Source organism: Curtobacterium sp. RM9 (genome assembly GCF_054956955.1).
Window position 1 is genome coordinate 409,025 of record NZ_CM143271.1, and the last position, 26,904, is coordinate 435,928.

Annotated in this window: 25 protein-coding genes; 15 read left to right on the forward strand and 10 right to left on the reverse strand. The window is 71.7% G+C overall.

What is annotated here, in order from left to right; genetic code table 11:
• Positions 1–130: 130 nt before the first annotated feature.
• Positions 131–2,413, forward strand: coding sequence for an Ig-like domain repeat protein (locus ACY3FI_RS02035; RefSeq protein ID WP_462549065.1), 2,283 nt, complete (start codon positions 131–133; stop codon positions 2,411–2,413).
• Positions 2,414–2,494: 81 nt separating this feature from the next.
• Here the strand turns inward: ACY3FI_RS02035 and ACY3FI_RS02040 are convergent, their stop codons facing one another.
• Together ACY3FI_RS02040 and ACY3FI_RS02045 are read right to left on the reverse strand one after the other, a co-directional pair.
• Positions 2,495–4,540 (reverse strand): bifunctional copper resistance protein CopD/cytochrome c oxidase assembly protein, encoded by a 2,046-nt coding sequence (locus ACY3FI_RS02040; RefSeq protein ID WP_462549066.1) that lies wholly within the window; start codon positions 4,538–4,540, stop codon positions 2,495–2,497.
• Between the two features lie 39 nt (positions 4,541–4,579).
• Entirely contained in the window at positions 4,580–5,671 is a 1,092-nt protein-coding gene (locus ACY3FI_RS02045) for a GNAT family N-acetyltransferase (protein WP_462549067.1), read from the reverse strand.
• A gap of 100 nt (positions 5,672–5,771) precedes the next feature.
• Between ACY3FI_RS02045 and dcd the strand changes: the two genes are divergently transcribed.
• Genes dcd through ACY3FI_RS02060 form a run of 3 tightly spaced genes read left to right on the forward strand, consistent with a single transcriptional unit; the run spans position 5,772 to position 7,123 of the window.
• Positions 5,772–6,356 (forward strand): dCTP deaminase, encoded by a 585-nt coding sequence (dcd, locus tag ACY3FI_RS02050; protein ID WP_462549068.1) that lies wholly within the window; start codon positions 5,772–5,774, stop codon positions 6,354–6,356.
• A gap of 48 nt (positions 6,357–6,404) precedes the next feature.
• The gene (locus ACY3FI_RS02055) at positions 6,405–6,920 is read left to right on the forward strand and encodes a helix-turn-helix domain-containing protein (RefSeq protein ID WP_462549069.1); all 516 of its coding nucleotides are present in this window, start codon (positions 6,405–6,407) and stop codon (positions 6,918–6,920) included.
• On the forward strand, positions 6,917–7,123 hold the full coding sequence (locus ACY3FI_RS02060; protein WP_462549070.1) for a ribonuclease HepT family protein: 207 nt from the start codon (positions 6,917–6,919) through the stop codon (positions 7,121–7,123). The genes ACY3FI_RS02055 and ACY3FI_RS02060 overlap by 4 nt, the downstream gene beginning before the upstream one ends.
• 153 nt (positions 7,124–7,276) lie before the next feature.
• Here ACY3FI_RS02060 and ACY3FI_RS02065 read toward each other — a convergent pair whose 3' ends face one another.
• The 6 genes from ACY3FI_RS02065 to idi form a co-directional block, all read right to left on the reverse strand.
• Positions 7,277–8,365 carry a substrate-binding domain-containing protein gene (locus tag ACY3FI_RS02065; protein WP_462549071.1) on the reverse strand — a complete coding sequence of 363 codons (1,089 nt, stop codon included), beginning with the start codon at positions 8,363–8,365 and terminating at the stop codon, positions 7,277–7,279.
• A gap of 85 nt (positions 8,366–8,450) precedes the next feature.
• A complete protein-coding gene (gene mmsB, locus ACY3FI_RS02070; protein WP_462549072.1) occupies positions 8,451–9,740 on the reverse strand; it encodes a multiple monosaccharide ABC transporter permease in 1,290 nt (429 codons plus the stop codon).
• Positions 9,737–11,260 (reverse strand): multiple monosaccharide ABC transporter ATP-binding protein, encoded by a 1,524-nt coding sequence (gene mmsA / locus ACY3FI_RS02075; RefSeq protein WP_462549073.1) that lies wholly within the window; start codon positions 11,258–11,260, stop codon positions 9,737–9,739. The genes mmsB and mmsA overlap by 4 nt, the downstream gene beginning before the upstream one ends.
• 402 nt (positions 11,261–11,662) lie before the next feature.
• Positions 11,663–12,682, reverse strand: a complete 1,020-nt coding sequence (locus tag ACY3FI_RS02080; RefSeq protein ID WP_462549074.1) for a LacI family DNA-binding transcriptional regulator — start codon at positions 12,680–12,682, stop codon at positions 11,663–11,665.
• Between the two features lie 106 nt (positions 12,683–12,788).
• A complete protein-coding gene (locus ACY3FI_RS02085; protein ID WP_462549075.1) occupies positions 12,789–13,838 on the reverse strand; it encodes a magnesium and cobalt transport protein CorA in 1,050 nt (349 codons plus the stop codon).
• Positions 13,839–14,104: 266 nt separating this feature from the next.
• Positions 14,105–14,647 (reverse strand): isopentenyl-diphosphate Delta-isomerase, encoded by a 543-nt coding sequence (gene idi / locus ACY3FI_RS02090; RefSeq protein ID WP_462549076.1) that lies wholly within the window; start codon positions 14,645–14,647, stop codon positions 14,105–14,107.
• A 21-nt stretch (positions 14,648–14,668) separates the two neighbouring features.
• Here idi and ACY3FI_RS02095 point away from each other — a divergent pair, with 21 nt between their 5' ends.
• From ACY3FI_RS02095 to ACY3FI_RS02125, 7 genes are all read left to right on the forward strand, one after another.
• Positions 14,669–15,727 (forward strand): polyprenyl synthetase family protein, encoded by a 1,059-nt coding sequence (locus tag ACY3FI_RS02095; RefSeq protein ID WP_462549077.1) that lies wholly within the window; start codon positions 14,669–14,671, stop codon positions 15,725–15,727.
• Positions 15,724–16,641 carry a phytoene/squalene synthase family protein gene (locus ACY3FI_RS02100; protein ID WP_462549078.1) on the forward strand — a complete coding sequence of 306 codons (918 nt, stop codon included), beginning with the start codon at positions 15,724–15,726 and terminating at the stop codon, positions 16,639–16,641. Before ACY3FI_RS02095 ends, ACY3FI_RS02100 begins: the two co-directional genes overlap by 4 nt.
• Positions 16,638–18,296, forward strand: coding sequence for a phytoene desaturase family protein (gene crtI / locus ACY3FI_RS02105; protein WP_462549079.1), 1,659 nt, complete (start codon positions 16,638–16,640; stop codon positions 18,294–18,296). Before ACY3FI_RS02100 ends, crtI begins: the two co-directional genes overlap by 4 nt.
• Positions 18,296–18,637 carry a lycopene cyclase domain-containing protein gene (locus ACY3FI_RS02110; protein ID WP_462549080.1) on the forward strand — a complete coding sequence of 114 codons (342 nt, stop codon included), beginning with the start codon at positions 18,296–18,298 and terminating at the stop codon, positions 18,635–18,637. The genes crtI and ACY3FI_RS02110 overlap by 1 nt, the downstream gene beginning before the upstream one ends.
• Entirely contained in the window at positions 18,634–19,026 is a 393-nt protein-coding gene (locus ACY3FI_RS02115) for a lycopene cyclase domain-containing protein (protein WP_462549081.1), read from the forward strand. The genes ACY3FI_RS02110 and ACY3FI_RS02115 overlap by 4 nt, the downstream gene beginning before the upstream one ends.
• Positions 19,023–19,949 (forward strand): prenyltransferase, encoded by a 927-nt coding sequence (locus ACY3FI_RS02120; protein ID WP_462549082.1) that lies wholly within the window; start codon positions 19,023–19,025, stop codon positions 19,947–19,949. Before ACY3FI_RS02115 ends, ACY3FI_RS02120 begins: the two co-directional genes overlap by 4 nt.
• A gap of 81 nt (positions 19,950–20,030) precedes the next feature.
• Positions 20,031–21,074, forward strand: a complete 1,044-nt coding sequence (locus tag ACY3FI_RS02125) for a Gfo/Idh/MocA family protein (RefSeq protein ID WP_462549083.1) — start codon at positions 20,031–20,033, stop codon at positions 21,072–21,074.
• 311 nt (positions 21,075–21,385) lie between these two features.
• Here ACY3FI_RS02125 and ACY3FI_RS02130 read toward each other — a convergent pair whose 3' ends face one another.
• On the reverse strand, positions 21,386–22,126 hold the full coding sequence (locus ACY3FI_RS02130; protein ID WP_462549084.1) for an MBL fold metallo-hydrolase: 741 nt from the start codon (positions 22,124–22,126) through the stop codon (positions 21,386–21,388).
• Between the two features lie 63 nt (positions 22,127–22,189).
• On the opposite strand from ACY3FI_RS02130, the gene ACY3FI_RS02135 reads away from it, so the two are divergent.
• The 4 genes from ACY3FI_RS02135 to ACY3FI_RS02150 all read left to right on the forward strand — a co-directional run bounded on the left by ACY3FI_RS02135 (position 22,190) and on the right by ACY3FI_RS02150 (position 25,114).
• Positions 22,190–22,717 (forward strand): hypothetical protein, encoded by a 528-nt coding sequence (locus ACY3FI_RS02135; RefSeq protein WP_462549085.1) that lies wholly within the window; start codon positions 22,190–22,192, stop codon positions 22,715–22,717.
• Between the two features lie 3 nt (positions 22,718–22,720).
• Positions 22,721–23,785: a YihY/virulence factor BrkB family protein gene (locus tag ACY3FI_RS02140; protein WP_462549086.1), complete on the forward strand. Its 1,065-nt coding sequence runs from the start codon at positions 22,721–22,723 to the stop codon at positions 23,783–23,785.
• A 42-nt stretch (positions 23,786–23,827) separates the two neighbouring features.
• Positions 23,828–24,307, forward strand: coding sequence for a DedA family protein (locus ACY3FI_RS02145; RefSeq protein ID WP_462549087.1), 480 nt, complete (start codon positions 23,828–23,830; stop codon positions 24,305–24,307).
• Between the two features lie 105 nt (positions 24,308–24,412).
• Positions 24,413–25,114 (forward strand): SDR family oxidoreductase, encoded by a 702-nt coding sequence (locus ACY3FI_RS02150; protein ID WP_462549088.1) that lies wholly within the window; start codon positions 24,413–24,415, stop codon positions 25,112–25,114.
• Positions 25,115–25,137: 23 nt separating this feature from the next.
• Here the strand turns inward: ACY3FI_RS02150 and ACY3FI_RS02155 are convergent, their stop codons facing one another.
• A complete protein-coding gene (locus tag ACY3FI_RS02155; RefSeq protein ID WP_462549089.1) occupies positions 25,138–26,712 on the reverse strand; it encodes an ABC-F family ATP-binding cassette domain-containing protein in 1,575 nt (524 codons plus the stop codon).
• Positions 26,713–26,904 lie beyond the last annotated feature (192 nt).

Here is a 26,904-nt window from a genome sequence, read left to right on the forward strand (position 1 = left end):
CCCCAGTACGGGGGCCATCGGAGAGCACCGAGGCCCCGGGGAGACCGGGTCGTTCTACGGTGTACGGACCCGAGCCGACGAGCCGGGCCGTTGCTCCTCGTCGGCGTCCTCCTCACCGAACAGGGCTCCAGTGCCTCCTCGATCCCCGCAGCGCGCCCGCACGCGCGTCCGCAGCATCTTCGCCGGCCTCGCCGTGGCCGGTCTCGCCGGCCTCGCGCTCGTCGGCGCCGACGTCACCTCGGCGGTCGGCGCCGCTCCGGCCCAGACGACCTTCGTCGCGCAGTCCTTCTCGGGCTCGGACGTCGGCGACGGCTTCGTCCTGCCGTCGACCACGGCGACCTCGGGCAACGTCGCGTGCCTCACCGCGCGGCCGACCGCCGGCACGAACACGGGCAGCATCCCGACCTGCGCCTTCCCGACCGATGTCGACGGCAGCGGGGCCCTCCGCCTCACCAGTGCGGGCCAGTCCCAGGCGGGCGGGGTCGGTGCCAGGCAGTCGGTCCCGATGAGCAAGGGCCTCGACGCGTCCTTCACGAGCTACCAGTACAACGGCAACGGCGCGGACGGCATCGTCTTCTACCTCGCTGCGACCGATCCGTACAACCCCGCCGTGCCCGAGCGGCTCGGCTACCTCGGCGGCGCACTCGGCTACGCGTCATGGGCCCAGGGCGGGGTCGAGGGTCTCCCGCACGCGTACCTCGGCATCGGCCTCGACACGTACGGCAGCTTCTCGGCCGGCACCGACGGGTGTCCTGGTGCCGTCGACCAGGGGCAGCACCCGAACTCGCTCACCGTCCGCGGTCCGGGTGACGGGTACTCCGGGTACTGCGTCCGGTCGACCACGGACATGACCGGTCCGCTCCGCGGCGACGGGATCAGCAACCGTGCCGCCGTGGCGGTCCCGGTCGAGGTGGTCGTGAACCCGACCGCCTCGGCCATCACCGCGCGGCAGAACACGAGCGTGTCGGTCCCGGCAGGGGAGTACGCGGTCGTGGTGACCGGCATCGGCTCGACGCCGCAGGTCATCCGAGGAGCGCTGCCGACGCTGAGCGGGGCCAACGCGGCGGGAATCGACCCCTCGTGGATCGACCCTGCGACCGGGTACCCCTACAAGCTCACCTACGGCTGGACCGCCGGGACCGGCGGGGCGTACGACATCCACGAGGTCTCGGACCTGCTGGCGACCACCGCGGCCGGACCGGTCCCGGTCCTCACGGCCGAGACGGGAGGCGCGACCCGCGTCGCGCACGCTGGTGCGGGGACCTACACGGTCACCCCGACCGTCTCCGCCGACGGCGGTTCCGAGGCGCAGCCCGTCCGCACGACGACCACGTTCCCCGCGGACGTGACCCCGTCCGCGGTCGGCGCGTCCGGCACCGGCTGGACCTGCACCGTCTCCGGCCAGGTCGTCTCCTGCGAGCAGGCTGCGGCCGTCCGGGCACCGGGGACCGCCCTGCCGACGCTGAGCATCCCCTACACCGTGGCCGGATCGGCCCGCACGACGAGCATCTCGACGATCGTCTCCTCGACAGACGCCGAGGCGGTCACCGCAACGCGGCAGATCGTCGTCGCACCGCAGGCGACCGCGGTCGCCGCGCCGGACGTCGACGTCACCGTCGGCTCGGACGCGACGCTCAGCGCCACGGTCACCTCGTCCGAGACGACCGGCGCGACCGAGCCGACCGGTACCGTGCGGTTCACCGACACCGCAACGGGCGCGGAGCTCTGCACCGCGGCCCTGCGCGACGGCACGGCCACCTGCACGCTGCCGACGTCCGCGGCCGGGCGGACGGCGTTCACGGCGTCCTACCTCGGCGACGCGGACCACGCCGCGTCGCAGGGCGCGGGCGTCCTCGTCGTGTCGAAGGTGGCGACCCCGATCACGTTGACGTCCTCGGTGGCGGCCCCGGACTCCTCGGTCGCCGGCCAGCCGGTGACGCTCAGCGTCGGTGGTCTCGGGCAGCCGGTGGGCTCCGAGCCCGCGCCGACCGGCACCGTCGAGTTCCGCGAGGCCGGGAGGGTCCTCTGCACCGTGACGCTCCCGACGACGAGCTGTGCCGTCACGACCCTGACGGTCGGGACCCACGGCATCACCGCCCGCTACTCGGGTGACGACCGGCACGCCGCCGCGACGTCGGACGCGGTCGTCGTGACCGTCCGCGCGGCGGCGGTGGCACCCTCGCCGGGCGCGGACCCGTCGACGCCGACCACGCCGAGCGCGACCCCCGTCGCTCCGGGCGCAGCGCCGTCCACGCCGGCCGCGACCGCTCCCGCGGCGAGCGGGGGACTGGCGTTCACCGGGTCGACGATCGCCGTCAGCACCGGACTCGCCCTCGCAGCAGCGTTGCTCCTCGCCGGGCTCGTCCTGCTCCTCGTCCGTCGGACTCGAGCAGCCCGCGGCACGGGCGAGTAGACGCCGGCCGCACAGGACCGCCCACCGTACGGACCGTACGGTGGGCGGTTCTGTGTCCGGGTCCGGACGGCTGCGGGCCGGTCAGTCGCGGTCGTGCATGGCGGCGAGCCGCTCGTTGTACGCCTTGAGGTCGGCGTCCCCGTCGCGCTCGGCCTTGCGGTCGAGGCGCTTCGCGTCGCGACTGTCCGACCGGACCCAGTTGCGGACGACGAGCAGCGCGACGAAGACCATCGGCAGCTCGGACGCACCCCAGGCGATCCCGCCGCCGGTGTGCTGGTCGTCGAGCAGGGCGGCGTCGTTCGTCTGGCCGAGCGCGTGGAACCAGTCGAGCGCGAAGACGGACTGCGAGGTCATCACCGCGACGCCGAAGAAGGCGTGGAACGCCAGGGTCGCGAGCAGGGCGATGATCAGGATCGGGTACTGCGGGCGGGCCGGCCCCGGGTCGACGCCGACGAAGACCCAGAAGAACAGGTACCCGCTGAACACGAAGTGCACGACCATCGCGACGTGCCACTCGTGAGACTGCATGGCGTACTGGTACGCGGGCGTGAAGTAGAACACCACGAGCGACCCGGCGAAGATCACCCCCGCGACGGCGGGCCGTGCGAGGAACTGCATGTACCGCGAGTGCGTGAAGAGCATGAGCCACTCGCGGGCGCCGCGGGAGCCGTCGTTCCGCACCGGCAGGGTCCGCAGTGCGAGCAGCACCGGACCGCCGAGCACGAGCGGCAACGGCACGAACATCATCAGCAGCATGTGCTGCACCATGTGCGACGAGAAGTGGATCATGCCGTAGACGGCGGGACCGGCCGACGTCGTCCAGAGGAACAGCGCACAGCCGAGCACCCAGGCGATCGTGCGCCCGACCGGCCAGGAGTCCCCGCGCTGTCGGAGCTTGCGGACCGCGAGCAGGTACCAGCCGGCGCCGACGACGGCGAGGCCTGCCCACACCCAGTCGACGTGCCACTGCGTCAGGTACGTCTGCAGCGTCTGTGCGGGCGGGTACGGGAAGCCGATCAGGCCGGAGCGGGTGTCCTCGCCGGTCTCGGGCGTCTGCGGGATCGGCGGCTGCGAGCGCGACACCGCGACCGAGACGCCGATCGCGACGGCCATGAACACGACCTCGGCGAGGGCGAACCGCACGAAGAGCCGGCGGTCGAGCGGGGCGCGGAGCAGCCCGGGCACGAGCCTGCGGCGCTGCACGACGCCGGCGAGCCCGAGCAGGACGAGCAGCACGGCCTTGACCGTGATGAGCCAGCCGTAGGTCGTCGTGACGAGGTCGAGCGGTCCGGTCAGCCGGAGCGAGGCGTTCACGATGCCCGAGAACGCGACGGCCGCGAAGGCCCAGCCCGCGAGCGTCGAGTAGCGTGCGACGACCCGGCCGGTGGCACCCTTCGTGCGGGTCCGGAGCACGAGCACGGCGACGAGGCCGCCCGCCCAGACGCAGACCGCGACGAGGTGCACCGCGAGGGAGTTCACCGCGTTGGCGTGCTCGAGGCTGCCCGCGGCGTGCCCGGACAGGGCGAGCGGGAGCAGGGCGAAGAGCCCCGCGACGGTGGACACGGCGAGCGTGGTCACCCGGGTCGCGAACGCGGCCACGAGCGTCGCCACCAGGACGGCCGCGGCGGACACCACGAGCGACTGGCCGATCTCGACCTGGAACGCGAAGAGCACGAAGTTCCGGGCGAACACCGGGTCCGTGAGCGGGACGCCGAGGGTGTTCGCGCCGGTGAAGACGATGCCGACGACCGCGGCGAGGAACCACACGGCGCCCGCGGCGGCTGCCCAGCGCGCGGCACGGTGCTGCACGCTCGACATCCGCCGGTGGTCCTGCTTCTGCGCCGGCAGCGCGAACGCGGCGACCACGAGCAGGCCGATGGTGAGCGCAGCGGTCGTGTCGTGCACGACCCGCGCGACGGGCAGGCCGTACTCGACGAGGTCACCGGCCGAGACGAGCTGCTGACCCGCGGTGAAGGCGCCGGTCAGGGTCAACCCGAGGACCGCGCAGGCGACCGCCAGCGGGATCGCGATGACGAGGACCGTCGCGACGGTGGACGTGCGCGAGGTGACGGGCGCTGGTTCGTGCGCCGTGCCTCCCGGCTGGGTGCTTGCAGACGTGACGGTCATGACCGTCCAATGGTAGGTCCGTCGCCTGACACCCCGGTCTCAGTCCCGGTGCTCCCAGATCCCCTCGCTGCCGACGCCGACGAACCCGACCGCCTCGTTCACGTCGAGCATCGGCCGGTTCTCCTCGGCGTTGAACGTGATGATCGACGGGCGGCCCGGCAGGTCCCGCTCGACGGTCTCGATCCCGACCACCTTGAGCAGCCAGCCGAGCCGGTGCCCGCGGTGCTCGCGGAGGACGAGCGTGTCCCACTGCATGACGGCGCGACCCGGGTCGTCCGGTACCTTGAGCTGGCTGAAACCGGCCAGGGTGGTGCTCGGGACGTGTTCGACGGCGATGGTCAGCATGGTGTGCGGTGCACGCGCCAGCTCCTCCTCGGACTCGCGGACCCGGCTGGCGGTCCAGGCGTCCTCGGGCTCGGCCATGTCGCCGGACGGGGCGTCGGTGCTCATCCTGGTGTGCAGGAGCGCGATGTCGTCGAGCCACCGGTCCGGGGTCCGGTCCGTCCAGGTGTGCACGCGGTACGCGTCACCGGCGGCCGCCGCTGCGCGGTCGTGCAGCTCGCGCACGACGGATGCGTCGCCAGGCAGCGGGAGGCGGCTGATCCGGTTCACCTGACCGAACCGCCAGCCGCGACCGGTGAGGAAGCGCACGCTGGCTTCGTCCGACGGGACCGCGCCGGAACCCGTCGGCGCCTGGACGAACCCGGGGCCGGTCGCGGGCCCGACCTGCCGGGACACCGCGTACGCCTTCCACTGCGACCGACCCTCGGACCGGGCCAGCGCCTCGAGGTGGTCCGCGAGCAGCGTCCCGATCCCACGGCGCTGGTGCTCGGGGTGGACGCCGAGCGAGAGCCAGCAGTTCGTCGTCCCCGGCTCGGTCTTCGAGTCGTACGAACCGGACGCCACGATCGTCCCCCGATCGTCGCGGACCACGAACAGGCGGCTCGGTGCCCCTGGCTCGTGGCACAGCGGCAGGTACTCGGCGGGTGTCCACGGCAGTTCCGGCAACCCATGCACGGCGACCTCGGCGGCGTCGATCACCGCCAGCCAGTCGCGGAACGGCTGGACCAGTGCCGGGTCGTCGTCCATCGTCGCCGGGACGACGAGCTCCTCGACGGTGTACGCGGTCACGGTGCCTCCCGTGTCGGCCGGTCGGACGGCCGTTGTCCGCCGCCCGGAGGGCAGCCTCGCAGCATATCGGCCGGCCTCCGCTGCCGCTAGGCTGCTCGGCGTGCTGCTCTCCGACCGCGACATCACCGCCCAGCTCGCCGATGGCCGGATCGGCCTCGACCCGTACGACGCCTCGCTCGTCCAGCCGTCGAGCATCGACGTCCGGCTCGACAAGTTCTTCCGGCTGTTCGACAACCACAAGTACCCGCACATCGACCCCGCGGTCGACCAGCCGGACCTCACCCGGCTCGTGGAGACCGACCCGGACGAGGCGTTCGTGCTGCACCCCGGCGAGTTCGTGCTCGGTTCGACGTACGAGGTCGTGACGCTGCCGGACGACATCGCCGCCCGACTCGAGGGCAAGAGCTCGCTCGGTCGCCTCGGCCTCCTCACGCACTCCACGGCGGGCTTCATCGACCCGGGCTTCTCCGGGCACGTCACCCTCGAGCTGTCGAACGTGGCGACCCTGCCGATCAAGCTCTGGCCGGGCATGAAGATCGGGCAGCTCTGCTTCTTCCAGCTCTCCAGCCCCGCCGAGAAGCCGTACGGGTCGGCCGAGTACCAGTCGCGCTACCAGGGGCAGCGCGGTCCGACGCCGTCGCGGTCGGCGCTGAACTTCCACCGGGCGGACGTCTCGCAGCGCTGAGGTCTTTCTCGTGCGTACGGAATGTCGCATGCTGTGTATCGTTGCAGCATGGCCGACGTCGTTCCGCGTGCTCCCCGGCCCCTGGTCGCCGCCGACCTGATCCGGGGCGCTCGTCTGCGTGCGGGACTCACCCAGGTCCAGCTCGCCGAGCGGGCCGGCGTGACGCAGAGCGTCATCAGCACCTACGAGAACGGCCGTCGCGAGCCCTCGCTCGCGGCCCTGCAACGGCTCGTGCTGGCCGCGGGTTTCGAGACCGCGGTCGACCTCCGGCCCGTCGCCGATCCGCCGCCCCTCCGAGAGCGTGTCGCGGCTGCGCGCGGCGACCTCCTCGCGATCGTCGAGCGGTACGGCGGACGGAACCCGCGCCTCTCCGGCAGCGTGGCCCACGGTGACGACGGACCGACGAGCGACGTCGACCTCATGGTCGATCTCCGCCCCGGGCTCGGCATCTCCACGCTCATGCGGATCCAGGACGAAGCGGAGCAGCTCCTCGGCGTCCGGGTCGACGTGACCGACGCCGCCGGCATGGGGGCGGACGCGCTCCGGGACGCGGTGCCACTGTGAGCCGCGCGGTCACCGACCGGCTCGGGGACGTCATCGCCGCGTGCGACGTCATCGAACGCTCCGTTGAGGACGACGCCCTTCCGGAGGACGTCGCGTACGACGCGATCCGGATGCGCCTCGTCGAGATCGGCGAGGCCGTCCGGACCGACGTGCCGTACCTGCGCGCGGCGGCGCTGCGGATGCGCGACGCACACGGGTGCTGACCGGGCCCGAGACCGCACGAGCCGGCGGACGGGAGGCGCGGGGCGGGGCCGCCACGCGCCTCCCGTCCGCCCCGTGGGCACCACGTCGAACGCGGGACGGCCCCGTCTCGCTGGTGCGAGACGGGGCCGTCCGGGTGGTGCTGGTGGAGCGTGTTACTTGGTGAGCGCCTCGAGGGTGTCGTTGCCCTTGTAGGCCTCCGCCGCGTTCTCCTTGGTGACGAGGATCGGCGTGAGCTCGACGGCCGGGACGACCTTCGCACCGTTGTCGTTGTTCTTGTCCTTCGTCGTCTTCGGGGTCTTGCCGTCGGCGAGGTCGGACACGAGGTCGATGGCCGCCTGGGCCTCTTCCGTGGTGTTCTTGTAGATCGTCGAGTACTGCGTGCCGTTCATGATGAGCGGGATCGACGCGGTCTCCGAGTCCTGACCGGTGACGATGGGGTTCGGCTTGCCGGCCGCCTTCGTCGCGGTGAGGATCGCACGGGCGAGCGTGTCGTTCGGGGACAGGACGCCGTCGAGCTCGGCGCTCGTGTACGACTTCGTCAGGATGTCGGTCATGCGCGACTGGGCGTTCTGCGCGAGCCAGCCCTGCGTGTTCGTCTGCGAGAACGAGGTCTGACCCGAGACGACCTTGACCGTGCCGTCGTCGATCTTCGGCTGGAGGACGTCCATCGCGCCGTTGAAGAAGACCTTCGCGTTGGCGTCGTCGGGCGAGCCGGAGAAGAGCTCGATGTTGTACGGGCCGCTCGACTTCTTGGCCTTCATGCCGTCGAGGAGGGCCTGGGCCTGCAGCTGGCCGACCTTGAAGTTGTTGAACGCGACGTAGTAGTCGACGTTCTTGGTGTTCAGGATGTTGCGGTCCCAGGCGATGACGGTCGCGCCGGACTTCTTCGCCGCGGCGACCTGCGTGCCGAGCTGCGAACCGTCGGCAGCACCGATGATGATCGCCTTCGCGCCCTTGGTGACCATGCCCTGGATCTGGCCCTGCTGGTCCGGGACCGGGTTGCCGGCGTTGGCGTACTGGATGTCGGCCTTGAAGCCGGCGTCCTCGATCGACTTCTTGAACGCGGCGCCCGCGAGCACCCAGTTCTGCGAGGTCTTCGCCGGGAGCGCGACGCCGATGGTGTCGCCCTTCTTGATCTCCGAGCCCGAGTCCGAGCCGGAGGTGCCGCGAGCCGAGCAGCCGCTGAGGGCGAGGCCCGCGACGAGTGCCAGACCGATGCCGGCGATGAGCTTCTTGCGCATGAGATTGCTTTCTCTTCGTTGAGGGGTGGTGCTGTGGGTGAGGGGATCGTGCGGCCGGCGGGACGGGCCCGCCGGCCGCCACGTGCTAGGAGTTGACCTTCTCCGGCTGGTCCTGGATGGACTGCGGCTGTTGGGCGGCCACCGTGTTCTGCTCGGTGTCCTTCCGCTGGAACTGCTTGAGCATGCCGCCGATGAGGGAGGGTCGGCCCTGCGACTTCGAGTAGACGTCGAAGGCGACGGCGACGAGCAGGACGAGACCGCGGATGATCTGCACCTTGTTGGACTCGAGGCCCACCAGGGAGAGGCCGTTGGAGAGGAGCGCCATGACGAGACCACCGATGATGGAGCCCGAGATGGTGCCGATGCCACCGGCGACCGCGGCGCCACCGACGAACACGGCGGCGATCGCGTCGAGCTCCCAGCCGGTGCCGTCAGCGGGGCCCGAGGCGCCGGAGTAGGCGACGAAGACCATGCCGGCGACAGCGGCGAGGACCGACATGTTCATCATCACGAAGAAGTTGACCTTGCGGGCGCTGACGCCGGAGAGCACCGCGGCGTTCGCGTTGCCGCCGACCGCGTAGACCTGGCGGCCGAAGATCGTGTTCTTGGTGAGGAAGCCGTAGACGATGGTGAGGACGCCGAGGATGATCGCGACGATCGGGATCGACGTGCCGACCGGGCCGGCGGCGAACAGGTAGGTGGCGACGAGGGTGACCGCGACCAGGATGCCCGTGCGGACGAAGGAGACCCAGAGCGGGACGAGCTCGGCCTGCATCTTCTTGCGACGCTGCCGGCCGCGCACCTCCATGAAGACCAGCACGAGGCAGGTCACGAGGCCGAGGAGGACGGTGCCGTTCGAGAACGGCGTCGCCGGACCGAAGTCGGGCAGGAAGCCCGCTCCGATCGGGGTGAAGGACTCCGGCACCGGCTGCGAGGTCGAGTTGCCGATGATCTGGTTCGCACCGCGGAAGATGAGCTGACCGGCGAGCGTCACGATGAAGGCCGGGACCTTCACGAACGCCACCCAGAAGCCCTGCCACGCGCCGACGGCCGCACCCACTGCGAGGCCGAGGAGGATCGCGGCCCAGGCCGGGAAGTTCCACTGGGCCATCGACTGCGCCACGATGATGCCCGTGAACGCGGCCACGGAGCCGACCGACAGGTCGATGTGGCCAGCGATGATCACCATGACCATCCCCAGCGCGAGGATGAGGATGTAGGAGTACTGCAGGAACACGTTGATGATGTTCGTGGGCTCGAGGATGAGCCCGTTCGTGGCGATCGAGAAGATGATCAGGATCGCGATCAACGCGATGATCATGCCGTACTGGCCGATGCTGTTGCCCTTGCCGAAGAGCAGTTTCAGGTTCTTCATGAGACGAGTGCGCCCTTCCGCGCCGAGGTCATGCTGCGCATGAGGGATTCGGGATCGGCCTGGTCCGCGGGGAGGTCGGCCGTGATCTGGCCCTCGAAGATCGTGTAGATGCGATCCGAGAGGCCGAGGAGTTCGGGGAGCTCGGAGGAGATGAGGATGATGCCCTTCCCCTGTGCTGCGAGCTGCTGGATGATGCCGTAGATCTCGAACTTGGCGCCCACGTCGATGCCGCGGGTCGGCTCGTCGAGGATCAGCAGGTCCGGGTCGGTGAACATCCACTTGGAGAGGACGACCTTCTGCTGGTTCCCGCCGGACAGCTTGCCGACGTTGTCCTCGACGGACGGCACCTTCGTGCGGAGCATCTTGCGGTACTTCTCGGCGACGTCGTACTCCTCGAGGGAGTCGACGACGCCGGCCTTCGAGATCTTCGGCAGGTCGGCGGAGACGGTGCTGCGCTTGACCGTGTCGAGGAGGTTGAGGCCGAGCGCCTTGCGGTCCTCTGACACGTAGCCGAGGCCGTTCGCGATCGCCTGCTGGACGTTCGTGATCTTGACCTCGCGGCCGTCCTTGATGATCTGGCCGTCGATGAAGTTGCCGTAGGAGCGGCCGAAGATGCTCATCGCGAGCTCGGTGCGGCCGGCGCCCATGAGGCCCGCGAAGCCGACGATCTCGCCGCGGCGGACGTGGAAGTTCGACCCCTTCGCGACCAGGCGCGACGAGTCCTGCGGGTGCTGCACGGTCCAGTTCTTGACCTCGAAGAACACCTCGCCGATCTTCGGCGTGCGGTCCGGGAACCGGCTCTCGAGCGAGCGGCCGACCATGCCGCGGATGATGCGGTCCTCGTCGACGCCGTCGCCCTTCACGTTGAGGGTCTCGATCGCCTTGCCGTCGCGGATGATCGTGATCTCGTCGGCGATCTGCTCGATCTCGTTCAGCTTGTGGCTGATGATGATGCTCGCGATGCCCTTGGACTTCAGGCCGACGATGAGGTCGAGCAGGTGCTGCGAGTCGTTCTCGTTGAGGGCCGCGGTGGGCTCGTCGAGGATGAGGAGCTTGACGTCCTTGTGCAGGGCCTTCGCGATCTCCACGAGCTGCTGCTTGCCGACGCCGAGGTTCTTGATCTGCGTGTCCGGGTCCTCGTCGAGGCCGACACGGGCGAGCAGGTCCTGGGCACGGAGCTGGGCGGCGGTCCAGTCGATGACGCCGAACCGGCCCGGCTCGTTGCCGAGGAACAGGTTCTCGGTGATTGACAGCTCCGGGATGAGCGCGAGCTCCTGGTGGATGATGACGATGCCGGCCTGCTCGGACTGCTTGATGTCCTTGAACCGGACCTCTTCGCCCTCGTAGACGATCTCGCCGCTGTAGGTGCCGTACGGGTACACGCCCGACAGCACCTTCATGAGGGTCGACTTGCCGGCGCCGTTCTCGCCGCAGATCGCGTGGATCTCGCCGGCGCGGACGCTGAGCGACACGTCCGAGAGCGCCTTGACACCAGGGAACTCCTTGGTGATCGAGCGCATCTCGAGGATGGTCTCGGCGCTGGTGACGGACCTGGTTGCCAGGTCCGGTCCCTGTGGGGTTGACGCCACGGTGCATCTCCTTCTGCCGCTGCGATGCGGCAGTCCTTCGGGTGGTTCTGCTGGCGGCAGCGAAGGGCGCAGGAGACCTGCGTGGACCTCGTTGTCGCGTCCGGTGTCCCTCGGTGTGACGGTCATGTGACCGTTCACATCGGCGGAACGGAGGTAATACTACGCACGGGATCGGCGCCGCTGTCAATTCGGTTCGGTCGCGTTTTCGTAACGGCCCGCGCGATCCGGCCGAACGCGCCCCGGCACGCCCCCCGCCTTGGGGTGGTGCGGACTTCCGCACGGTTCCTCCGGCCCGGCCGTTCCGGTCGCACGACGCGCCGCGCGCGGCGGAGGTCAGCGCTTGCGCGGGGCGCCCGTGGAGCCGCGCACGACGAGCTGGGGCACCAGGTCCACCGGTCGGAGCGGCTGCTCCGCCGACGGCAGCAGCATCTCCACGCAGCGCCGCCCGAGCTCGAGGAAGTCGATCTGCACGGTGGTCAGCGGCGGCCAGAGGTGCTTCGCCTCGGGGATGTCGTCGTACCCGACCACGGACAGGTCGCCCGGGACGTCGAGGCCGTACGACCGTGCCGCGTGCATGACCCCGAGGGCCATCGCGTCGTTCGAGCAGAAGATCGCCGTGCAGTCGCGGTACCGCAGGAGCTCCCGGCCGGCGTGGTAGCCGAAGTCCGCCGTCCAGTCGCCGAGCACCGGCGGGCTGACGGGCATGTCCCGGTCGCTCATCTCACGCAGGAAGCCCTGCATCCGGGCCTCCGCCTCGATCCAGTCGCGCGGCCCGGCGATGTGCCGGACGTACTCGTGGCCGAGGTCGAGCAGGTGCGCGGTGGCGAGCCGGGCGCCCTCCATCTGGTCGACGAAGAGCGACGTCGGCTCGTCCCCGAGACTCGTGCGCAGCGCCACGTAGGGCGTCCGCATGCCGAGTTCCTCGATGAGGTCGAACACGCGCTGCTGCGGGGCGATGACGATGATCCCCTCGACGTCCTGGTCGAGCAGGTGCCCCAGTCCGTCCCGCACCGCTTCGTCGGTCGCGTCGGCGATGTTCGCGGTCGTCACCGAGTAGCCGCGGCTCACGGCGGCGTCCTCGATCGCCTGCATCGTCACGGCGGGCCCGTAGTGCGAGCGTTGGGCCGTGAGCACGCCGATCGTGCGCGTACGACTGGTCACGAGTGCCCGAGCGGCCCGGTTCGGCCGGTACTGCAGCTGTTCCATGGCCGCGAGGACCTTGTCGCGCGTCTCGGCCCGGATGGCGTCAGAGTTGTTGAGCACGCGCGAGACGGTCTGGTGTGACACGCCTGCGACCCGCGCGACGTCGCGGATGCTGGGCGACCGCGGCTGCTGTTCCCGCGTCGACGCCATCGCTACTCGTTTCCTGCCCGGCGCCGCGACACCTCGATGTGCACGTTCACATTCCGAGCCAGATCATTATGCACGCCCGGCGGCTCCGTGCCAGCCCGGAGGCTCGTCAGAGCCAGTTGCGCTTCCGGAAGACGACCCACAGGACCCCCGCGAGGACGAGCATCGCGAGGATCGCCACCGGGTAGCCGTAGCGCCAGTGCAGCTCCGGCATGTGGTCGAAGTTCATGCCGTAGACGCCGGCGATGAGCCCCGGGGCGAACAGGATCGCGGCCCACGACGAGATCTTCTTGACCTCCTCGCCCTGCCGGTGCGCCGCCCGCGCGAGCTGGCGGCTCTCCTCGCCCTGCGCGAGGCTGGCACTCGTCATCCGTCGCATGGCCTCGTTCTGCTCCTGGGACACGAGCGTGGCGTGCAGGGTGAGGGCGTTCTCGAGCAGCGCGCGGAACGAGTCGACGCGCTCGGTCACGCGCAGGGCGTGGTCGAGGACGTTGCGCAGCCGGTGCTGCACCTCGTCGTCGACGCCGTACTTGTCGGCACCGCGGAGGAGCCCCTCGACCATCGCGGGCACCGGGGTCGTCGCCCGCTGGAAGCCGAGCACCTCGCTGAGGAGCTGGTAGATGCGCTTCGAGACGCCGGGGTCGACGCGGCCGGCGAAGAGCTGGTCCTCGATCGCGTCGATCTCGTCCTGCAGCACCTCGACGACGGGGGCGTAGCCGTCCACGACCTCGTCGAGCACCGCCGCCGTGACCGCCTCCGAGCCCTTCGCGAGGAACTCCGGGTCCGCCTCGACGCGGGAGCGGAGCGCGGCGAGGTCCGGGCGCTCCGCGTGCCGGACGCTGACGACGAAGCGGTCGCCGACGAACAGGTGCACCTCGCCGAAGGCCACCTCGCCGACGTCGGACCGGTACCAGGCCGGACGGAGCACGAGGAAGAGCGTGTCGCCGTACCGCTCGAGCTTGGCGCGCTGGTGGCCCTTCCTGGCGTCCTCGACCGCGTTCTCGTGCAGGTCGAACTCGGCCGCGACGGCGTCGAGCTCCGCCGGGTCGGGGCGGAGCAGGCCGATCCAGGCGAGGTCGCCACGGGTCGCGGGCGCGATGGCGGTCGGTGTCTCGACGCGACGTCCCTCGACGTAGACCGCGTTGTCGATCAGTGCCATGTGCGTGCTCCTCTCACCGGGAGCAGGCAGGCGCGTGTCCCCGGGCAGGCCGGGGCGGGGCGTGGTTCAGCGAACGGGCGCGGGGACGACCGGGGCGGTCGCTCGGCCCGATCGAGGATGGTCACCCGACATCGCGCCTCACCTGCCCTTCTGCGTCGTCCTCGGCAGCACTGACGCGCCACCATGGCCGCGCGGACGCGACGGCCGAACGTCGACGCTACTCCTCGCACGCGGCGCGGTCGAGTGAGCGGAGGCTCAGGGAGCGGTCAGCGCGTGACGTGCAGCCCGGCGCGCTCGAGCTCGGCGAGCTGCCACCCGAGCCACGGGCTCCAGGCGAACGGCGCGCCCGCGACCGACGCGCGGAGCGACTCCTCGGACACCCAGGCGTACTCGGCGACCTCGTCGTCCGCGGGGGCCGGCACGTCGTCGGTCACGGCGCGGAACACCGGGCAGACCTCGTTCTCGACGATGCCGGAGGCGTCCACGGCGCGGTACCGGAAGTCGGGCAGCACGAGCTCGACGTCGCGGACGGTGATCCCGAGTTCACGGGAGGCCCGTCGGGCGATGGCGTCCTCGAACGCCTCGTCCGGACCGGGGTGTCCGCAGAACGTGTTCGTCCACACGCCGGGCCACGTCTTCTTCGACAGCGCGCGCCGGGTCACCAGGACGTCGCCGTCGGTGTTCCGGACGTGGCACGAGAAGGCCAGGTGGAGGGGCGTCTGGTCGGTGTGGACCGTGAACTTGTCCGCCGTGCCGATCGGGGTACGGTCGTCGGCGAGGAGCACCACGGATTCAGGGAAAGTCGTCATCTGTCTCGATAGGTTAGGCCAATGAGCGAGGAAGCGGCCACCGCGGTCCAGAACGACCTCGCGCTCGTCGACGACTGTCTCGAGCGCTTCTTCGCCGTGTCGTCCGCGCGCGCCGAGCGGTACGGGCGTCCCTCCGAGGAGCTCTGGCGCGTGCTCCGCAAGGCGAGCATGGGCGGCAAGCGCTTCCGGCCCCGCATGGTGCTCACCGCGTACGCCGGCCTCGGCGGGTCGGACCTGCACGCTGCCGCCCACGTCGGCGCGGCCTACGAGCTGCTGCACACCGCGCTGGTGGTGCACGACGACGTCATCGACCGCGACTGGTCCCGCCGCGGGCAGCCGAACGTCGCCGGGTCCTTCCGCGACACCGGCACGACGGGCGGACTGCCGCTGCCGACCGCCGAGCACCGGGGGATGAGCGCCGCGGTGATCGCGGGCGACCTCGCCCTCGCGGCCGCCCCGCGGTTCATCGAGTCCGCCGGGGTCGACGGCGACCGACGGGGCCGCCTGCTCGAGATCCTCGACGAGGCCGTCTTCGCGAGCGCGGCCGGCGAGATGACCGACGTCGACCTGGCGCTCGGCGTGATGCCGACCGTCGACGAGGTCCTCGCGATGGAGCGGGCGAAGACGAGCGTCTACTCGTTCGAGGCGCCGTTGCAGTCCGGAGCGGTGCTCGCCGGCGCGGCCGAGCCGGTCGTCGCGGCGCTCGGGGCCTTCGGGCGCGAGATCGGCATCGCCTACCAGATCGTCGACGACCTGCTCGGGGTCTTCGGGAACGAGCAGTCGACCGGCAAGACCGTGCTGGGGGACCTGCGCGAAGGCAAGCGCACCATGCTCATCGCGTACGCCGCGACCACCGACTGCTGGCCGGAGCTCGCGCCGTACCTCGGCGACCCGGAGCTCACCGAGGAGCAGGCCATCGGGCTCCGCGCGACGCTGGAGACCTGCGGCGCCCGTGTCGCGGCCGAGTCCCGGATCGCCGAGCACGTCGCCCTCGCCCGTGCCGAGCTCGCCGGACTGCCCTACGACCTCGCCGACCGCCTGGAGGCACTCGTGACCGAACTCGTGGAGCGCGTCCGGTGACCCAGACCGCACCATCGCGTCTGCCCCTGTACGACGCGACGGCCGAGGCCGCCTCCGGCGTGGTCATCGACCGCTACTCGACGTCGTTCGGGCTCGCCAGCCGCCTGCTCGCGAAGGACACCCGCGAGCACATCCGCAACGTCTACGCGCTCGTCCGGGTCGCGGACGAGGTCGTCGACGGTCCCGCCACCGAGGCCGGACTCGACCACGAGCTCGCCCGCACGGTGCTCGACGAGCTCGAGGCCGACACCGAACGCGCGATGGCGTTCGGCTTCTCGGTGAACCCGGTCGTGCACGCCTTCGCCCGCACCGCCCGCACGACGGGTTTCGGGGCCGAACTCACGGCGCCGTTCTTCGCGTCGATGCGGATGGACCTCGAGCGGACCGAGCACGACCAGGAGTCCTTCGACCGCTACGTGTACGGGTCGGCGGAGGTCGTCGGTCTGATGTGCCTCCGTGCCTTCGTGTACCGCGCCGGTCGGCCGACCTTCGACGAGGCCGTCCTGGTCGACGGTGCCCGTGCGCTCGGGGCCGCCTTCCAGAAGGTGAACTTCCTCCGCGACCTGCACGCCGACTTCGAGGTCCTCGGCCGCTCGTACTTCCCGGGCGTCGACATCCGCTCGTTCGACGAGCCGACGAAGCGCCGCCTCGTCGCCGACGTGCAGGACGACCTCGACCGAGCCGCGCGCACCGTCCGGCTGCTGCCGGCGGACGCGCAGAAGGCCGTCGGACTCGCGCACGCGCTGTTCCAGGAGCTCAACGACCGCATCGCCGCCTGCCCGGCGGACCGGCTGGTCACCACGCGTGTCCGGGTGCCGAACCCGGTGAAGGCGCGGCTCGCCGCGCAGGTGCTCGCCGGCCGCGCGCCGCTGCGGTCCCGAGCCGCACACCACCGGACTGGAGGCACACCGTGACCCCGCCCCGCGCCTCCCGTGCGTCCGCCCCCACCTCGCACCGCACGGTGCCGGCCCGACGTGCCGTGATCGTCGGCGGCGGCATCAGCGGACTCGCGTCCGCCGCGCTCCTCGCCCGTGACGGCTACGCCGTCACGGTGCTCGAGCAGCGCGACCAGCTCGGCGGCCGCGCCGGCTCGTGGGAGCGGGACGGCTTCCGGTTCGACACCGGCCCGTCCTGGTACCTCATGCCCGAGGTCTTCGACCACTTCTTCCAGCTGCTCGGCACCACCGCCGACGCCGAGATGGACCTCGTGCAGCTCGACCCGGGCTACCGCGTCTACAGCGAGGGGCACGACGAGCCGATCGACCTGCTCGCCGACCGCGAGGCGAACATCGCGCTCTTCGAGTCGATCGAACCCGGAGCCGGCGACCGCATCCGGGCGTACCTCGACTCGGCCGAGGACACCTACGCGATGGCCGTGCGGCGCTTCCTCTACACGACCTTCCAGGACCTCACGAAGCTCGCCGCTCCCGACGTCCTGCGTCGCCTGCCGAAGCTCGCCCGACTGCTGCTCCAGCCGCTGTCGACGTTCGCCTCGAAGGCCGTGCGGGACCGCCGGCTCTGGCAGGTCCTCGGGTACCCGGCGGTGTTCCTCGGCACGAGCCCGTACGCGGCGCCGAGCATGTACCACCTGATGAGCCACCTCGACCTCGCCGACGGGGTGCTCTACCCGAAGGGCGGCATCACCGAGGTCATCGCCGCCGTCGAACGGGTGGCCCGGCGTGAGGGTGCCACGATCACGACCGGCGCGACCGTGGACCGGATCGTCGTCGAGGACGGTCACGTCACCGGCGTCGTGCACCACGACGGGTCCGGTGCCGTGCACACGACCCCGGCGGACCTGGTGGTCAGCGCCGCCGACCTGCACCACACCGAGCTGCACCTGCTCGACGCGGAGCACCGCACGTACCCGGAGCGCCACTGGCAGAAGCGCGACCCGGGGCCGAGCGCCGTGCTCGCGTACCTCGGCGTCGACGGTCCCGTGCCCGGGCTGCTGCACCACACCCTGGTGTTCACCGCCGACTGGGAGGCCAACTTCGGCGCGATCTTCGGCAAGGACCGGCACGTGCCGGACCCGGCGTCGATCTACGTCTGCGCCCCGTCACTCACCGACGACTCCGTCGCTCCCGATGGGTCGAGCAACCTCTTCGTCCTCGTGCCGCTGCCCGCCGACCTGTCGATCGGCAAGGGTGGGATCGACGGCGCCGGCGACGCCGAGGTCGAGCGCATCGCCGACCGTGCGATCGACGTCATCGCCGAGCGTGCCGGCGTGCCCGACCTCCGCGACCGCATCCGCGTCCGCCGGACCATCGGCCCGCAGGACTTCGCCGACGACTACAACGCGTGGAGCGGCTCGATGCTCGGGCCGGCGCACACCCTGGCGCAGAGCGCGTTCTTCCGCGAGAAGAACGTGTCGGGCAAGGTCGAGGGCCTCTACTACGCGGGCGCGTCGACCACACCGGGCATCGGGCTGCCGATGTGCCTGATCAGTGCCGAGGTGCTGCTCAAGCGGATCCACGGTGACACGAGCACCGAACCGCTGCCGACCCCGCTGCCGTCCCCGTCGGGCTCCCCGGTATCCGGAGCGACCGCGGCGCGGACCGCGGGCTGATGCCGGGCGTCTACCTCGCCGGACTCGTCGTGTCGCTCGTCGGCATGACGGTGCTCGACGCCCGCTTCCGGCTGTTCTTCTGGCGGGCGCCGTTGCGGGCGGCCGCGGTGATGGTCGTCGGTGTGGCGTTCTTCATGGTGTGGGACGTCGCCGGCGTCGCGCTCGGCATCTTCTTCATCGGGCAGCAGGACGTGCTCACCGGGATCCTGCTCGCGCCGGACGTGCCGCTCGAGGAGCTCTTCTTCCTGCTGCTGCTCTGCTACACGACGATGGACCTCGTCGGGTTCGTCCGACCGGTCGTCGAGCGACGGCAGCGCGCGGCGGAACGGCGGCGTCCGTGAGCTCCACCTACGCGCTGCTCGCACTGCCCTTCTTCGCCGTCGTCGCCGTGGTGGCGGTCGCGGCCGACGTCGTGGCCGCCCGTCGTGCCCGCGCCGGGGGCCGACGGCCGTCGGTCGGTCGCCGCGTGGCGCTCGTGACGTCGCTCGTCGCCGGGGTCGCGCTGCTCGTGATGACGATGGTCTTCGACAACGTCATCGTCACGCTCCGGGTCGTGGCGTACGACCCGGCGCTCATCTGGGGTGCGAAGATCGGGGCGATCCCGGTCGAGGACCTCGCGTACTCGATCGCCGCGGTCGTGCTGCTGCCGAGCCTGTGGGTGCTGTTCGACCGCACGGCCACGCGCCCCGCGCCCGACCCGACCACCCACCGACCGGAGGACACCCCGTGACCGCCAGCACCGCCTCCAGGCCGTCCACCCTGCGCGCGCTGTTCGTGTCGTCGCGTCCGATCAGCTGGGTGAACACCGCCTACCCGTTCGGTGCCGCGTACCTGCTCGGCAGCGGGGTCGGCGTCGACGGCGGCGGCGGGTTCTCGCTCGCCGCGTTCCTGGTCGGGGTCGTGTACTTCCTCGTGCCGTACAACCTCGCGATGTACGGCATCAACGACGTCTTCGACTACGAGTCCGACCTCCGCAACCCGCGGAAGGGCGGGGTCGAGGGCGCGCTGCTCGACAAGAGCGTGCACCGCACCACCCTGTGGGCGGTCGTCGTCACGAACGTGCCGTTCCTCGTCGCGCTCGTCGTGCTCGGCGCCCGGAGCGGCAACGGCCCGTGGTCGTGGCTCGTGCTCGCGGTCAGCGTCTTCGCGGTCATCGCGTACTCCGCGCCCGGGCTGCGCTTCAAGGAGAAGCCGTTCCTCGACTCGCTCACCTCGTCGACCCACTTCGTGTCGCCGGCGGTCTACGGCCTCGCGCTCGCCGGCCCGCAGTGGACCGGAGCGCTCGTCGCCGTGTGCGTGGCGTTCTTCCTGTGGGGCGTCGCCTCGCACGCCTTCGGCGCCGTGCAGGACGTGCTCGCCGACCGGGCGGGCGGCATCGGTTCGGTCGCGACCGTGATCGGTGCCCGAGCGACCGTGCGCCTGGCGTTCGTCGCGTACCTCGTGGCCGGCGTCGCGCTGCTGTTCTCGGACTTCCCGGGGCCGATCGCTGCCGTCGTCGTCGTGCCGTACGCCCTCAACGTGCTGCCGTGGTGGAACGTCACGGACGCGGGGGCCGAGGCGGCGAACGCGGGGTGGAAGCGGTTCCTCTGGATCAACTACCTGGCGGGGTTCATCGTCACGATGGCGCTCATCGCCTACGCCTTCACGCACTGACGGTCCGTCACCGGCACCTGACAGACTGGTCGGACGCGCCGCGGGAGTCGTGGCGCGACGCAGCCACGAAGGAGTGCCCGCATGACGGTCCGGATCATCCACGTCGGTCTCGGAGGGTGGGGCGGCAACTGGGCCCGCACCGCCATCCCTGAGGTCACCGAAGTGGAGGTGGTCGGGATCGTCGACCCGGTCCCGGCGACCCTCGACGCCGTGCGGACGGACCTCGGGCTGCCGGCGGCGGCGGCGTTCGCGTCGCTCACCGAGGCGCTCGCCGGGGTCGAGGCGGACGCCGTCGTGATCACGGCGCCGGCGGTCACGCACGTGCCGCTCGCGCTCGAGGCGCTCGACGCTGGCAAGCACGTCCTCGTCGAGAAGCCGTTCGCGAACTCCACGGACGAGGCGCTGCAGGCCGTGCGTCGTGCCGAGGAGCTCGGGCTCGTGCTGCAGGTCAGCCAGAACTACCGCTGGTACCCGGCGCCCGTCGTGGTGCAGGAGCTGCTCGAGGCGGACGCCGTGGGCGAGGTGTCCGCGATCAGCATCGACTTCCGGCAGTGGGACAACGACCAGCCGGTCGAGACGTACCCGCACTACCGGTTCCCGCACGCGATGATCAACGACATGGCCATCCACCACTTCGACCTGCTCCGGATGGTCACCGGCCGCGAGGCCGTCCGCGTCTACGCCCGCGCGTCGTACCCGGAGTACAGCAAGTACCAGGACGAGGCCGTCGCGTCGATGATCATCGAGCTCGAGGGCGGCCTCGTGGTGAGCTACCGCGGCAGCTGGCTCTCGCGGGCACCGCGGACCGCCTGGGCGGGGGAGTGGAGCATCCAGGGCGAGGACGGCGAGCTGTGGTTCACGAGCCGTTCCGGGGAGCCGAACGCCGTCGCGGGGGACCGCGTCACGCTGCGCCGCACCCAGGACGACGAGGCCGAGGCCGTCGAGCTGCCGACCCTGCCGCACACCGACCGGCAGGGCGGGCTGCAGGCGTTCGCGCGATCGGTGTCCGGCGGTCCGGCCCCGGCGACGAGCGGCCGCGACAACCTGCGGAGCCTCGCGCTCATGGAGGCGGCGGGTCGCTCCGCGGCCTCCGGCCGCCCCGAGGACGTCGTCGTCCCGTCCTGACGCGCGCCGCGCGCCGCGCGCGGGGCGGGCGCGCCGCGCGCTTCCGGGCGTACTCGGTCGGAACGGGCGTACCTGGTCGGCAGTTCCGACCAGGTACGCCCGTTCTCGCTCGCCATCGCGCGCGTTCTGGGAAGGACCGTGCGCCGGACGGGAGGCGCTGTGCCCGGCCGCCCCGCGCCTCCCGTCCGTCGGTGGCCGGCCCCAAGGCCGCGGGAGCGACAGGATCGCGCGGACCGTCCGCCGCGATCCGTCGCCCGCGCGACAGGACGCCGCGATCTGTCGCCCGCGCGACAGGACCCGGTGCGCTCGCGCTACGCGGCACCCGCCGCGCGGCGCGCCTGCGCGACCGCGCCGCGCACCCCGAGCGACCACGCGGGTCCGTGCCCGGGCAGGACGTGCCGCGCCTCGGTGTCCTCGAGCCGTGACAGCGACGCCACCGCCGTGTCCATGTCCGACGTCGCCGCCGGAGCCACCACGCGCGGCCCGATCCCGCCGGTGTACGGGTCGAAGGTCACCAGGGCGTCGCCCACGATCACGGCGGCCCGGTCGGCGAAGTGCAGCGCCACGTGCCCGTCCGTGTGCCCGGGCGTCTCGATGATCCACGGCGACCCCGGGACCTCCGCACGCGACTCCAGCGGGCGGGTGTCCGCGATGCCCGACACGGTCGCCGCCCCGGCGAGGAGCATCCGGCCGAGCGGCGCGAGCCCTCCCGGGTGCACGGCGACGAACCCGAACCGGTTCGTCTGGGGCCGGTACGAGTAGGGGTGCGCGGCGAGGTGCGCGTCGCCCGGGTGGACGAACACGGGCGTCCCCCACTCCCGGAGCATGCGCGCCGCGGTGCCGACGTGGTCGAAGTGGCCGTGCGTCAGCAGCAGCGCCTCGACCCGCGCGGGACCGTAGCCGAGGTCGTGCACGGCGAGCATGAGGTGCGGCCACGCGGCGGGGAGCCCGGCGTCGACCACGAGCAGCTGGTCGCCGGTCTCGACGAGGTAGGTGTTGGTGTGTGCGATCTCGAGGCGGTGGATCCCCTCGGCGACGTCCCGGATGAGCATGGCCCGCACGCTAGACCGCACCGGCTGGAGGCGGTGCCGGACCGCGACTGGTAGGCACGATGCATGGCCAAGGACAGTCTTCCCGAGCTCGAGCTCGCCAACGTGCGTACCCGTGAGCGTCTGACGGACAGCGTGACGGAGATCCGTCGGCGCTCCGACGTCCCCGCTCGCACCCGGCTCGCGATCGCCAAGACGAAGCAGCGCTGGCACCGTGACCCCACACCGCTCGTCGCGATGGGCATCACCGCCCTGACCGGCGTCACCGCGATCGTGCTCGGCTTCGCGATCCGCAGGAGTCCGGCGGGGCACCTCGACACCCCACCGGCGTCCACGGCGTTCACCGCCCTGCTGCCCTTCGGCGCCCGGGGCGACGGCCCGTCCGCCGCCGAGCAGGCCCAGGGTGGACGCAAGGGTCGCAAGGCCCGGAAGAAGGCCGCCGAGGAGGCACTCGAGCGCGACCCGATGCACAAGAACCGTGTGAAGCAGCGCGCCGGCATCGCCGCCGTGCAGCGTCGTGCGACGAAGAACCGGAAGCAGGCCGCGAAGCGGTCCAAGAACGCGGCGAAGGCCGCCGCGAAGGCGAAGGGCTAGACCATGGCGGACGACCAGGACAACCAGGGCAAGCCCGCACCGGACGACTCCCGGAAGCCGGACAGCCCCACCGACCTCACGAAGCCCACCTTCTTCTACACGCTGAAGAAGACGCTGCGCGAGTTCTCGGCCGACCAGTGCACCGACCTCGCTGCGGCGCTGACCTACTACTCCGTGCTGGCCCTGTTCCCCGGCCTGCTGGCGGTCGTGTCGATCCTCGGACTCGTGAGCGACCCGAAGGCGACCATCGACACGCTCCTGCAGATCATCGGGAACATCGGGTCGCAGCAGGTCGTCGACCTGATCCGCAAGCCGGTCGAGGGGCTCGTCCGGTCGCCCGCGGCGCCCGTCACCTTCATCGTCGGTGTCCTCGGCGCGCTCTGGTCGGCCTCCGGGTACGTCGGTGCCTTCGGCCGTGCCATGAACCGCATCTACAACGTGCGTGAGGGGCGTCCGATCTGGAAGCTCCGCCCGACGATGCTCGGCGTCACGCTGGCGACCGTGGTGCTGCTCGTCATCGGCCTGCTCGCCCTCGTCTCCGGGCCGCTCGCCCGCAGCTTCGGCGACGTCATCGGCCTCGGGGACGTCGCGGCGACCGTGCTGAGCATCGTGCAGTGGCCGATCCTGCTCGTGATCGCCATCGTCGTGATCGCGGTCCTGTACTACTGGTCGCCCAACGTCCGGCAGCCGAAGTTCACCTGGGTGAGCGGCGGGTCGATCCTGGCGCTCGTCATCTGGATCATCGCGAGCGTCGGCTTCGGGTTCTACGTCGGCAACTTCTCGAACTACAACGCCACGTACGGCTCCCTCGGTGGTGTCATCGTCTTCCTGCTGTGGATCTGGATCACGAACAACGCGCTGCTGTTCGGTGCGGAGTTCGACGCCGAGATCGAGCGCGGCCGCGAGCTGCAGGCCGGCATCCGCGCCGAGGAGGACATCCAGCTCCCCGAGCGCGACACCCGCCAGATCGAGAAGCAGGACGAGAAGCGCGCGCAGGACGTCCTCGACGGCATCCGCATCCGGCAGAGCGCCGGTGCCGACTCGGACGGGGACTCCGCGAAGCGCTGACCCGGACGGGTGCCTCCCGGGGAGGGGCGGTACGGTGCCGCCGTGCCGTCCTTCCTCGCGGGGCTCCCGTTCTGGTGGCTCGTCGTCGCCCTGTTCGTCGTGGTGTGGTGCCGCGCGCAGGCGACCTACTGGCTCGCCCGCGGGGCCGTCGCGGGCGCGGCGCGCTCCCGTCGGGGTCGATGGCTGGACTCGGCCGCGGTCCGTCGCGGATCCGCGGTGCTCGACCGATGGGGGCTGTCGGTCGTCACGCTCAGCTTCCTGACGGTCGGTCTGCAGACGGTGATGAACGCAGCCGCCGGCCTCGCCCGGATCCCGTGGTGGCGCTACACGCTGGCGATGCTGCCCGGGTGCGTCGCGTGGGCCTTCGTCTCCGCGACGATCGGCATCGCCCTGTTCTGGACGGTCGTCGCTGCGCTCGCCGGGTCGACGTGGGGGATCGTCGCGCTGGTCGCGCTCGTGGTCGGTGCGATCGCGGTCGTGTGGGTGGTCCGGCGTCGACGCACCCCCGCGTCCGTCGACTGACGCTCTGGAGGCGCGGCTCCTGCACAGCACGCCCGACCCGCCCGGCACTCCACAGGTCCAGGGCCCGTCTCGGCCCCGCCCTGCGCCGTCCGTATGGTGGAGCGCATGACCGACACCGCGCCTCCCGTCAGCCCCCGCCCGACCGCTCTCGTGACGGGTGCCACCCGTGGGATCGGCCGGGCGATCGCCGTCGACCTCGGCCGGACCCACCACGTGTTCGTCGGTGGCCGCAGCGGGGCCGCCGTCGACGCCCTGGTCGCCGAGCTGCCGAGCGCGTCCCTGTTCGTCGGCGACCTCGGCGCGGGTGAGGTCCCTGCGCTGCCGGACCGGCTCGACGTCCTCGTGCACTCCGCCGGGGTCGAAGAGGGCACCCGCATCGCGGACACTCCGCGCTCGGTGTGGGAGCACGTCTTCGCCACGAACGTGTTCGCCGTCGCGGAACTCACCCGGCTCGCACTGCCGGCGCTCCGCGCGGCGCGGGGGATCGTCGTGCCGATCAACAGCGGGTCCGGGTTCGTCGCCGGTCCCGGCGGTGGCGTGTACGCCGCGTCGAAGTTCGCGCTCCGAGCCTTCGCCGACGCCCTGCGCGAGGAGGAGCGGGCGAACGGCGTGCGGGTGTCGAGCGTGCATCCGGGCCGGACGGACTCGGACATGCAGCGTGCCCTCACCGAGAAGCTCGGCGAGGACTACGACACCGCGTTCTACCTCGCGCCCGAGGACGTCGCCGCCGCGGTCCGCACCGTCGTCGACCTGCCGGAGCGCGGCACGGTCGAGTCCATCGCGATCCGGCCGACCCGGAAGCGGTAGGCGCTCCCGGACCGACCGGCCGGTCACGCCAACTCGATCCGCCCGGTCAGATCGAGCCGGTCGAGGAACGCGTCGTCGTGACTCACGACGACCAGGGCCCCGCGGTACGCCAGCAGTGCGTCCACCAGCTGGTCGACGCTCGTCAGGTCGAGGTCGTTCGTCGGCTCGTCGAGCACCAGGAGCTGCGGCGGCGGGTCGGCGAGCACGAGGCTCGCCAGTGCCACCCGGAAGCGCTCCCCGCCCGACAGCGACCGCACCGGCCGGTCCACCGTGTCCCCGCGGACGAGCAGCCTGCCCAGCCGGTTCCGCAGTTCGCCGTCGGACACGTGCGGTGCGTCCCGCCGCACGTTGGCGAGGACCGTGGCGTCCTCGTCGAGCCCGTCCCGGCGCTGTGCCAGGTACCCGATCCGGTCGACGTGCGGCACCGCGGAGGTCTCCGGAAGCGGGTGTTCGCGGGCGTCCGGACTCCCGACGAGCTGGTCGAGCAGCGTCGTCTTGCCGACGCCGTTGTCACCGGTGACGGCGAGCCGCTCCGGACCCTGCACGATCGTGTCCCGCCCGCGCACCGTGACGGTCGCGATCCGCCGTGAGGCCGGGACGTCCGGGTCGGGCAGTGCGACGTGCAGGGACTCGTCGTCCCGGAGACGGAGCTCGGCCTCCCGGACCGCGGACAGCGCCTGTTCCTCCGCCGAGCCGTGCGCCGTCCGGAGTCGCCCGGCGGTCTCCTGCGCCTTCTTCCGCTGTTCGTTCGCCAGGATCTTCGGCATCGACCGCCCCGCCACCTCGCCGGCGCGGGCACGACGGGCGATCTTCGTCTCGGCCTCGATGCGCTGCCGCTTCTCGGCGCGGTGCCGCTGCTCGGCGACCCGGACCTCGCGGGCGACGGCCGCCTGCTGCACGGCGAGGTGCTCCTCGTACGCGCTGAACGTCCCGCCGAACACCGTCGCCGAGCCGCTGCGGAGCTCGACCGTCTCGTCGACGTGTTCGAGCAGCTCCCGGTCGTGGCTGACCACGACCAGGGTGCCGCGCCAGGCGTCCACGAGGTCGAGCAGGGCGCCGCGGGCCCGCCGGTCGAGGTTGTTGGTCGGCTCGTCGAGCAGCGCGACGGGCCGGCCGCGCAGCCGGATGCCGGCGACGGCGGTCAGGACGGCCTGCCCGCCGGAGAGCGTCGCCACGGGGCGGTCCAGGTCGGCGCCGTCGAGCCCCGGGACGTCGGCGAGTGCCGCGGCGGCGCGCTCCTCGACGTCCCACTCGTCGCCGATCGCGTCGAAGTGCTCCGGCGAGGCGTCGCCGCCGAGCACCGCCCGGAGCGCGGTCAGCGCCGGACGCACACCGAGGAGGTCCGCCACGGTGTGGTCGGGGCGGGCATGCAGCCGCTGGGGCAGGTGGTCCACCGGGCCCGACGTGCTGACGGAGCCGGCGGTGGGGTGGAGCTGGCCCGTGACGAGCCGGACCAGCGTCGACTTGCCGGCCCCGTTCCTCCCGACCAGGCCGGTGCGGCCGCGGCCGAAGGCGGTGGTGAGGTGGTCGAGCGCGACGGAGCCGTCGGGCCAGGTGAAGGTGAGGTCGTGCAGGACGACGGACGGTGCTGCGGGCATGGGTGTGCCTCCGGGATCGTGAGCTGGGCGCACGACACCGTTCCCGCCTCGGCGTGCTGCGGTGCACGCGGGGGGAGCGCCCGACGGGGCGCGACGATCACGGTGTCAGCGCGAGGACTGCGCGGTACCGGTGATCGACTGCACGGCTGCTCTTCTCGTCGGGGACCCCCGTGTCCGTCACCCGTGCCGCCC

Excerpts from the sequence above, each read along its gene's own strand:
- ACY3FI_RS02040 (WP_462549066.1), bottom strand. The coding sequence starts at position 4,540 with ATGACCGTCACGTCTGCAAGCACCCAGCCGGGAGGCACGGCGCACGAA.
- ACY3FI_RS02055 (WP_462549069.1), top strand. The coding sequence starts at position 6,405 with ATGGCCGACGTCGTTCCGCGTGCTCCCCGGCCCCTGGTCGCCGCCGAC.
- ACY3FI_RS02065 (WP_462549071.1), bottom strand. The coding sequence starts at position 8,365 with ATGCGCAAGAAGCTCATCGCCGGCATCGGTCTGGCACTCGTCGCGGGC.
- mmsB (WP_462549072.1), bottom strand. The coding sequence starts at position 9,740 with ATGAAGAACCTGAAACTGCTCTTCGGCAAGGGCAACAGCATCGGCCAG.
- mmsA (WP_462549073.1), bottom strand. The coding sequence starts at position 11,260 with ATGCGCTCGATCACCAAGGAGTTCCCTGGTGTCAAGGCGCTCTCGGAC.
- ACY3FI_RS02080 (WP_462549074.1), bottom strand. The coding sequence starts at position 12,682 with ATGGCGTCGACGCGGGAACAGCAGCCGCGGTCGCCCAGCATCCGCGAC.
- ACY3FI_RS02085 (WP_462549075.1), bottom strand. The coding sequence starts at position 13,838 with ATGGCACTGATCGACAACGCGGTCTACGTCGAGGGACGTCGCGTCGAG.
- idi (WP_462549076.1), bottom strand. The coding sequence starts at position 14,647 with ATGACGACTTTCCCTGAATCCGTGGTGCTCCTCGCCGACGACCGTACC.
- ACY3FI_RS02095 (WP_462549077.1), top strand. The coding sequence starts at position 14,669 with ATGAGCGAGGAAGCGGCCACCGCGGTCCAGAACGACCTCGCGCTCGTC.
- ACY3FI_RS02110 (WP_462549080.1), top strand. The coding sequence starts at position 18,296 with ATGCCGGGCGTCTACCTCGCCGGACTCGTCGTGTCGCTCGTCGGCATG.
- ACY3FI_RS02125 (WP_462549083.1), top strand. The coding sequence starts at position 20,031 with ATGACGGTCCGGATCATCCACGTCGGTCTCGGAGGGTGGGGCGGCAAC.
- ACY3FI_RS02130 (WP_462549084.1), bottom strand. The coding sequence starts at position 22,126 with ATGCTCATCCGGGACGTCGCCGAGGGGATCCACCGCCTCGAGATCGCA.
- ACY3FI_RS02135 (WP_462549085.1), top strand. The coding sequence starts at position 22,190 with ATGGCCAAGGACAGTCTTCCCGAGCTCGAGCTCGCCAACGTGCGTACC.
- ACY3FI_RS02140 (WP_462549086.1), top strand. The coding sequence starts at position 22,721 with ATGGCGGACGACCAGGACAACCAGGGCAAGCCCGCACCGGACGACTCC.
- ACY3FI_RS02150 (WP_462549088.1), top strand. The coding sequence starts at position 24,413 with ATGACCGACACCGCGCCTCCCGTCAGCCCCCGCCCGACCGCTCTCGTG.
- ACY3FI_RS02155 (WP_462549089.1), bottom strand. The coding sequence starts at position 26,712 with ATGCCCGCAGCACCGTCCGTCGTCCTGCACGACCTCACCTTCACCTGG.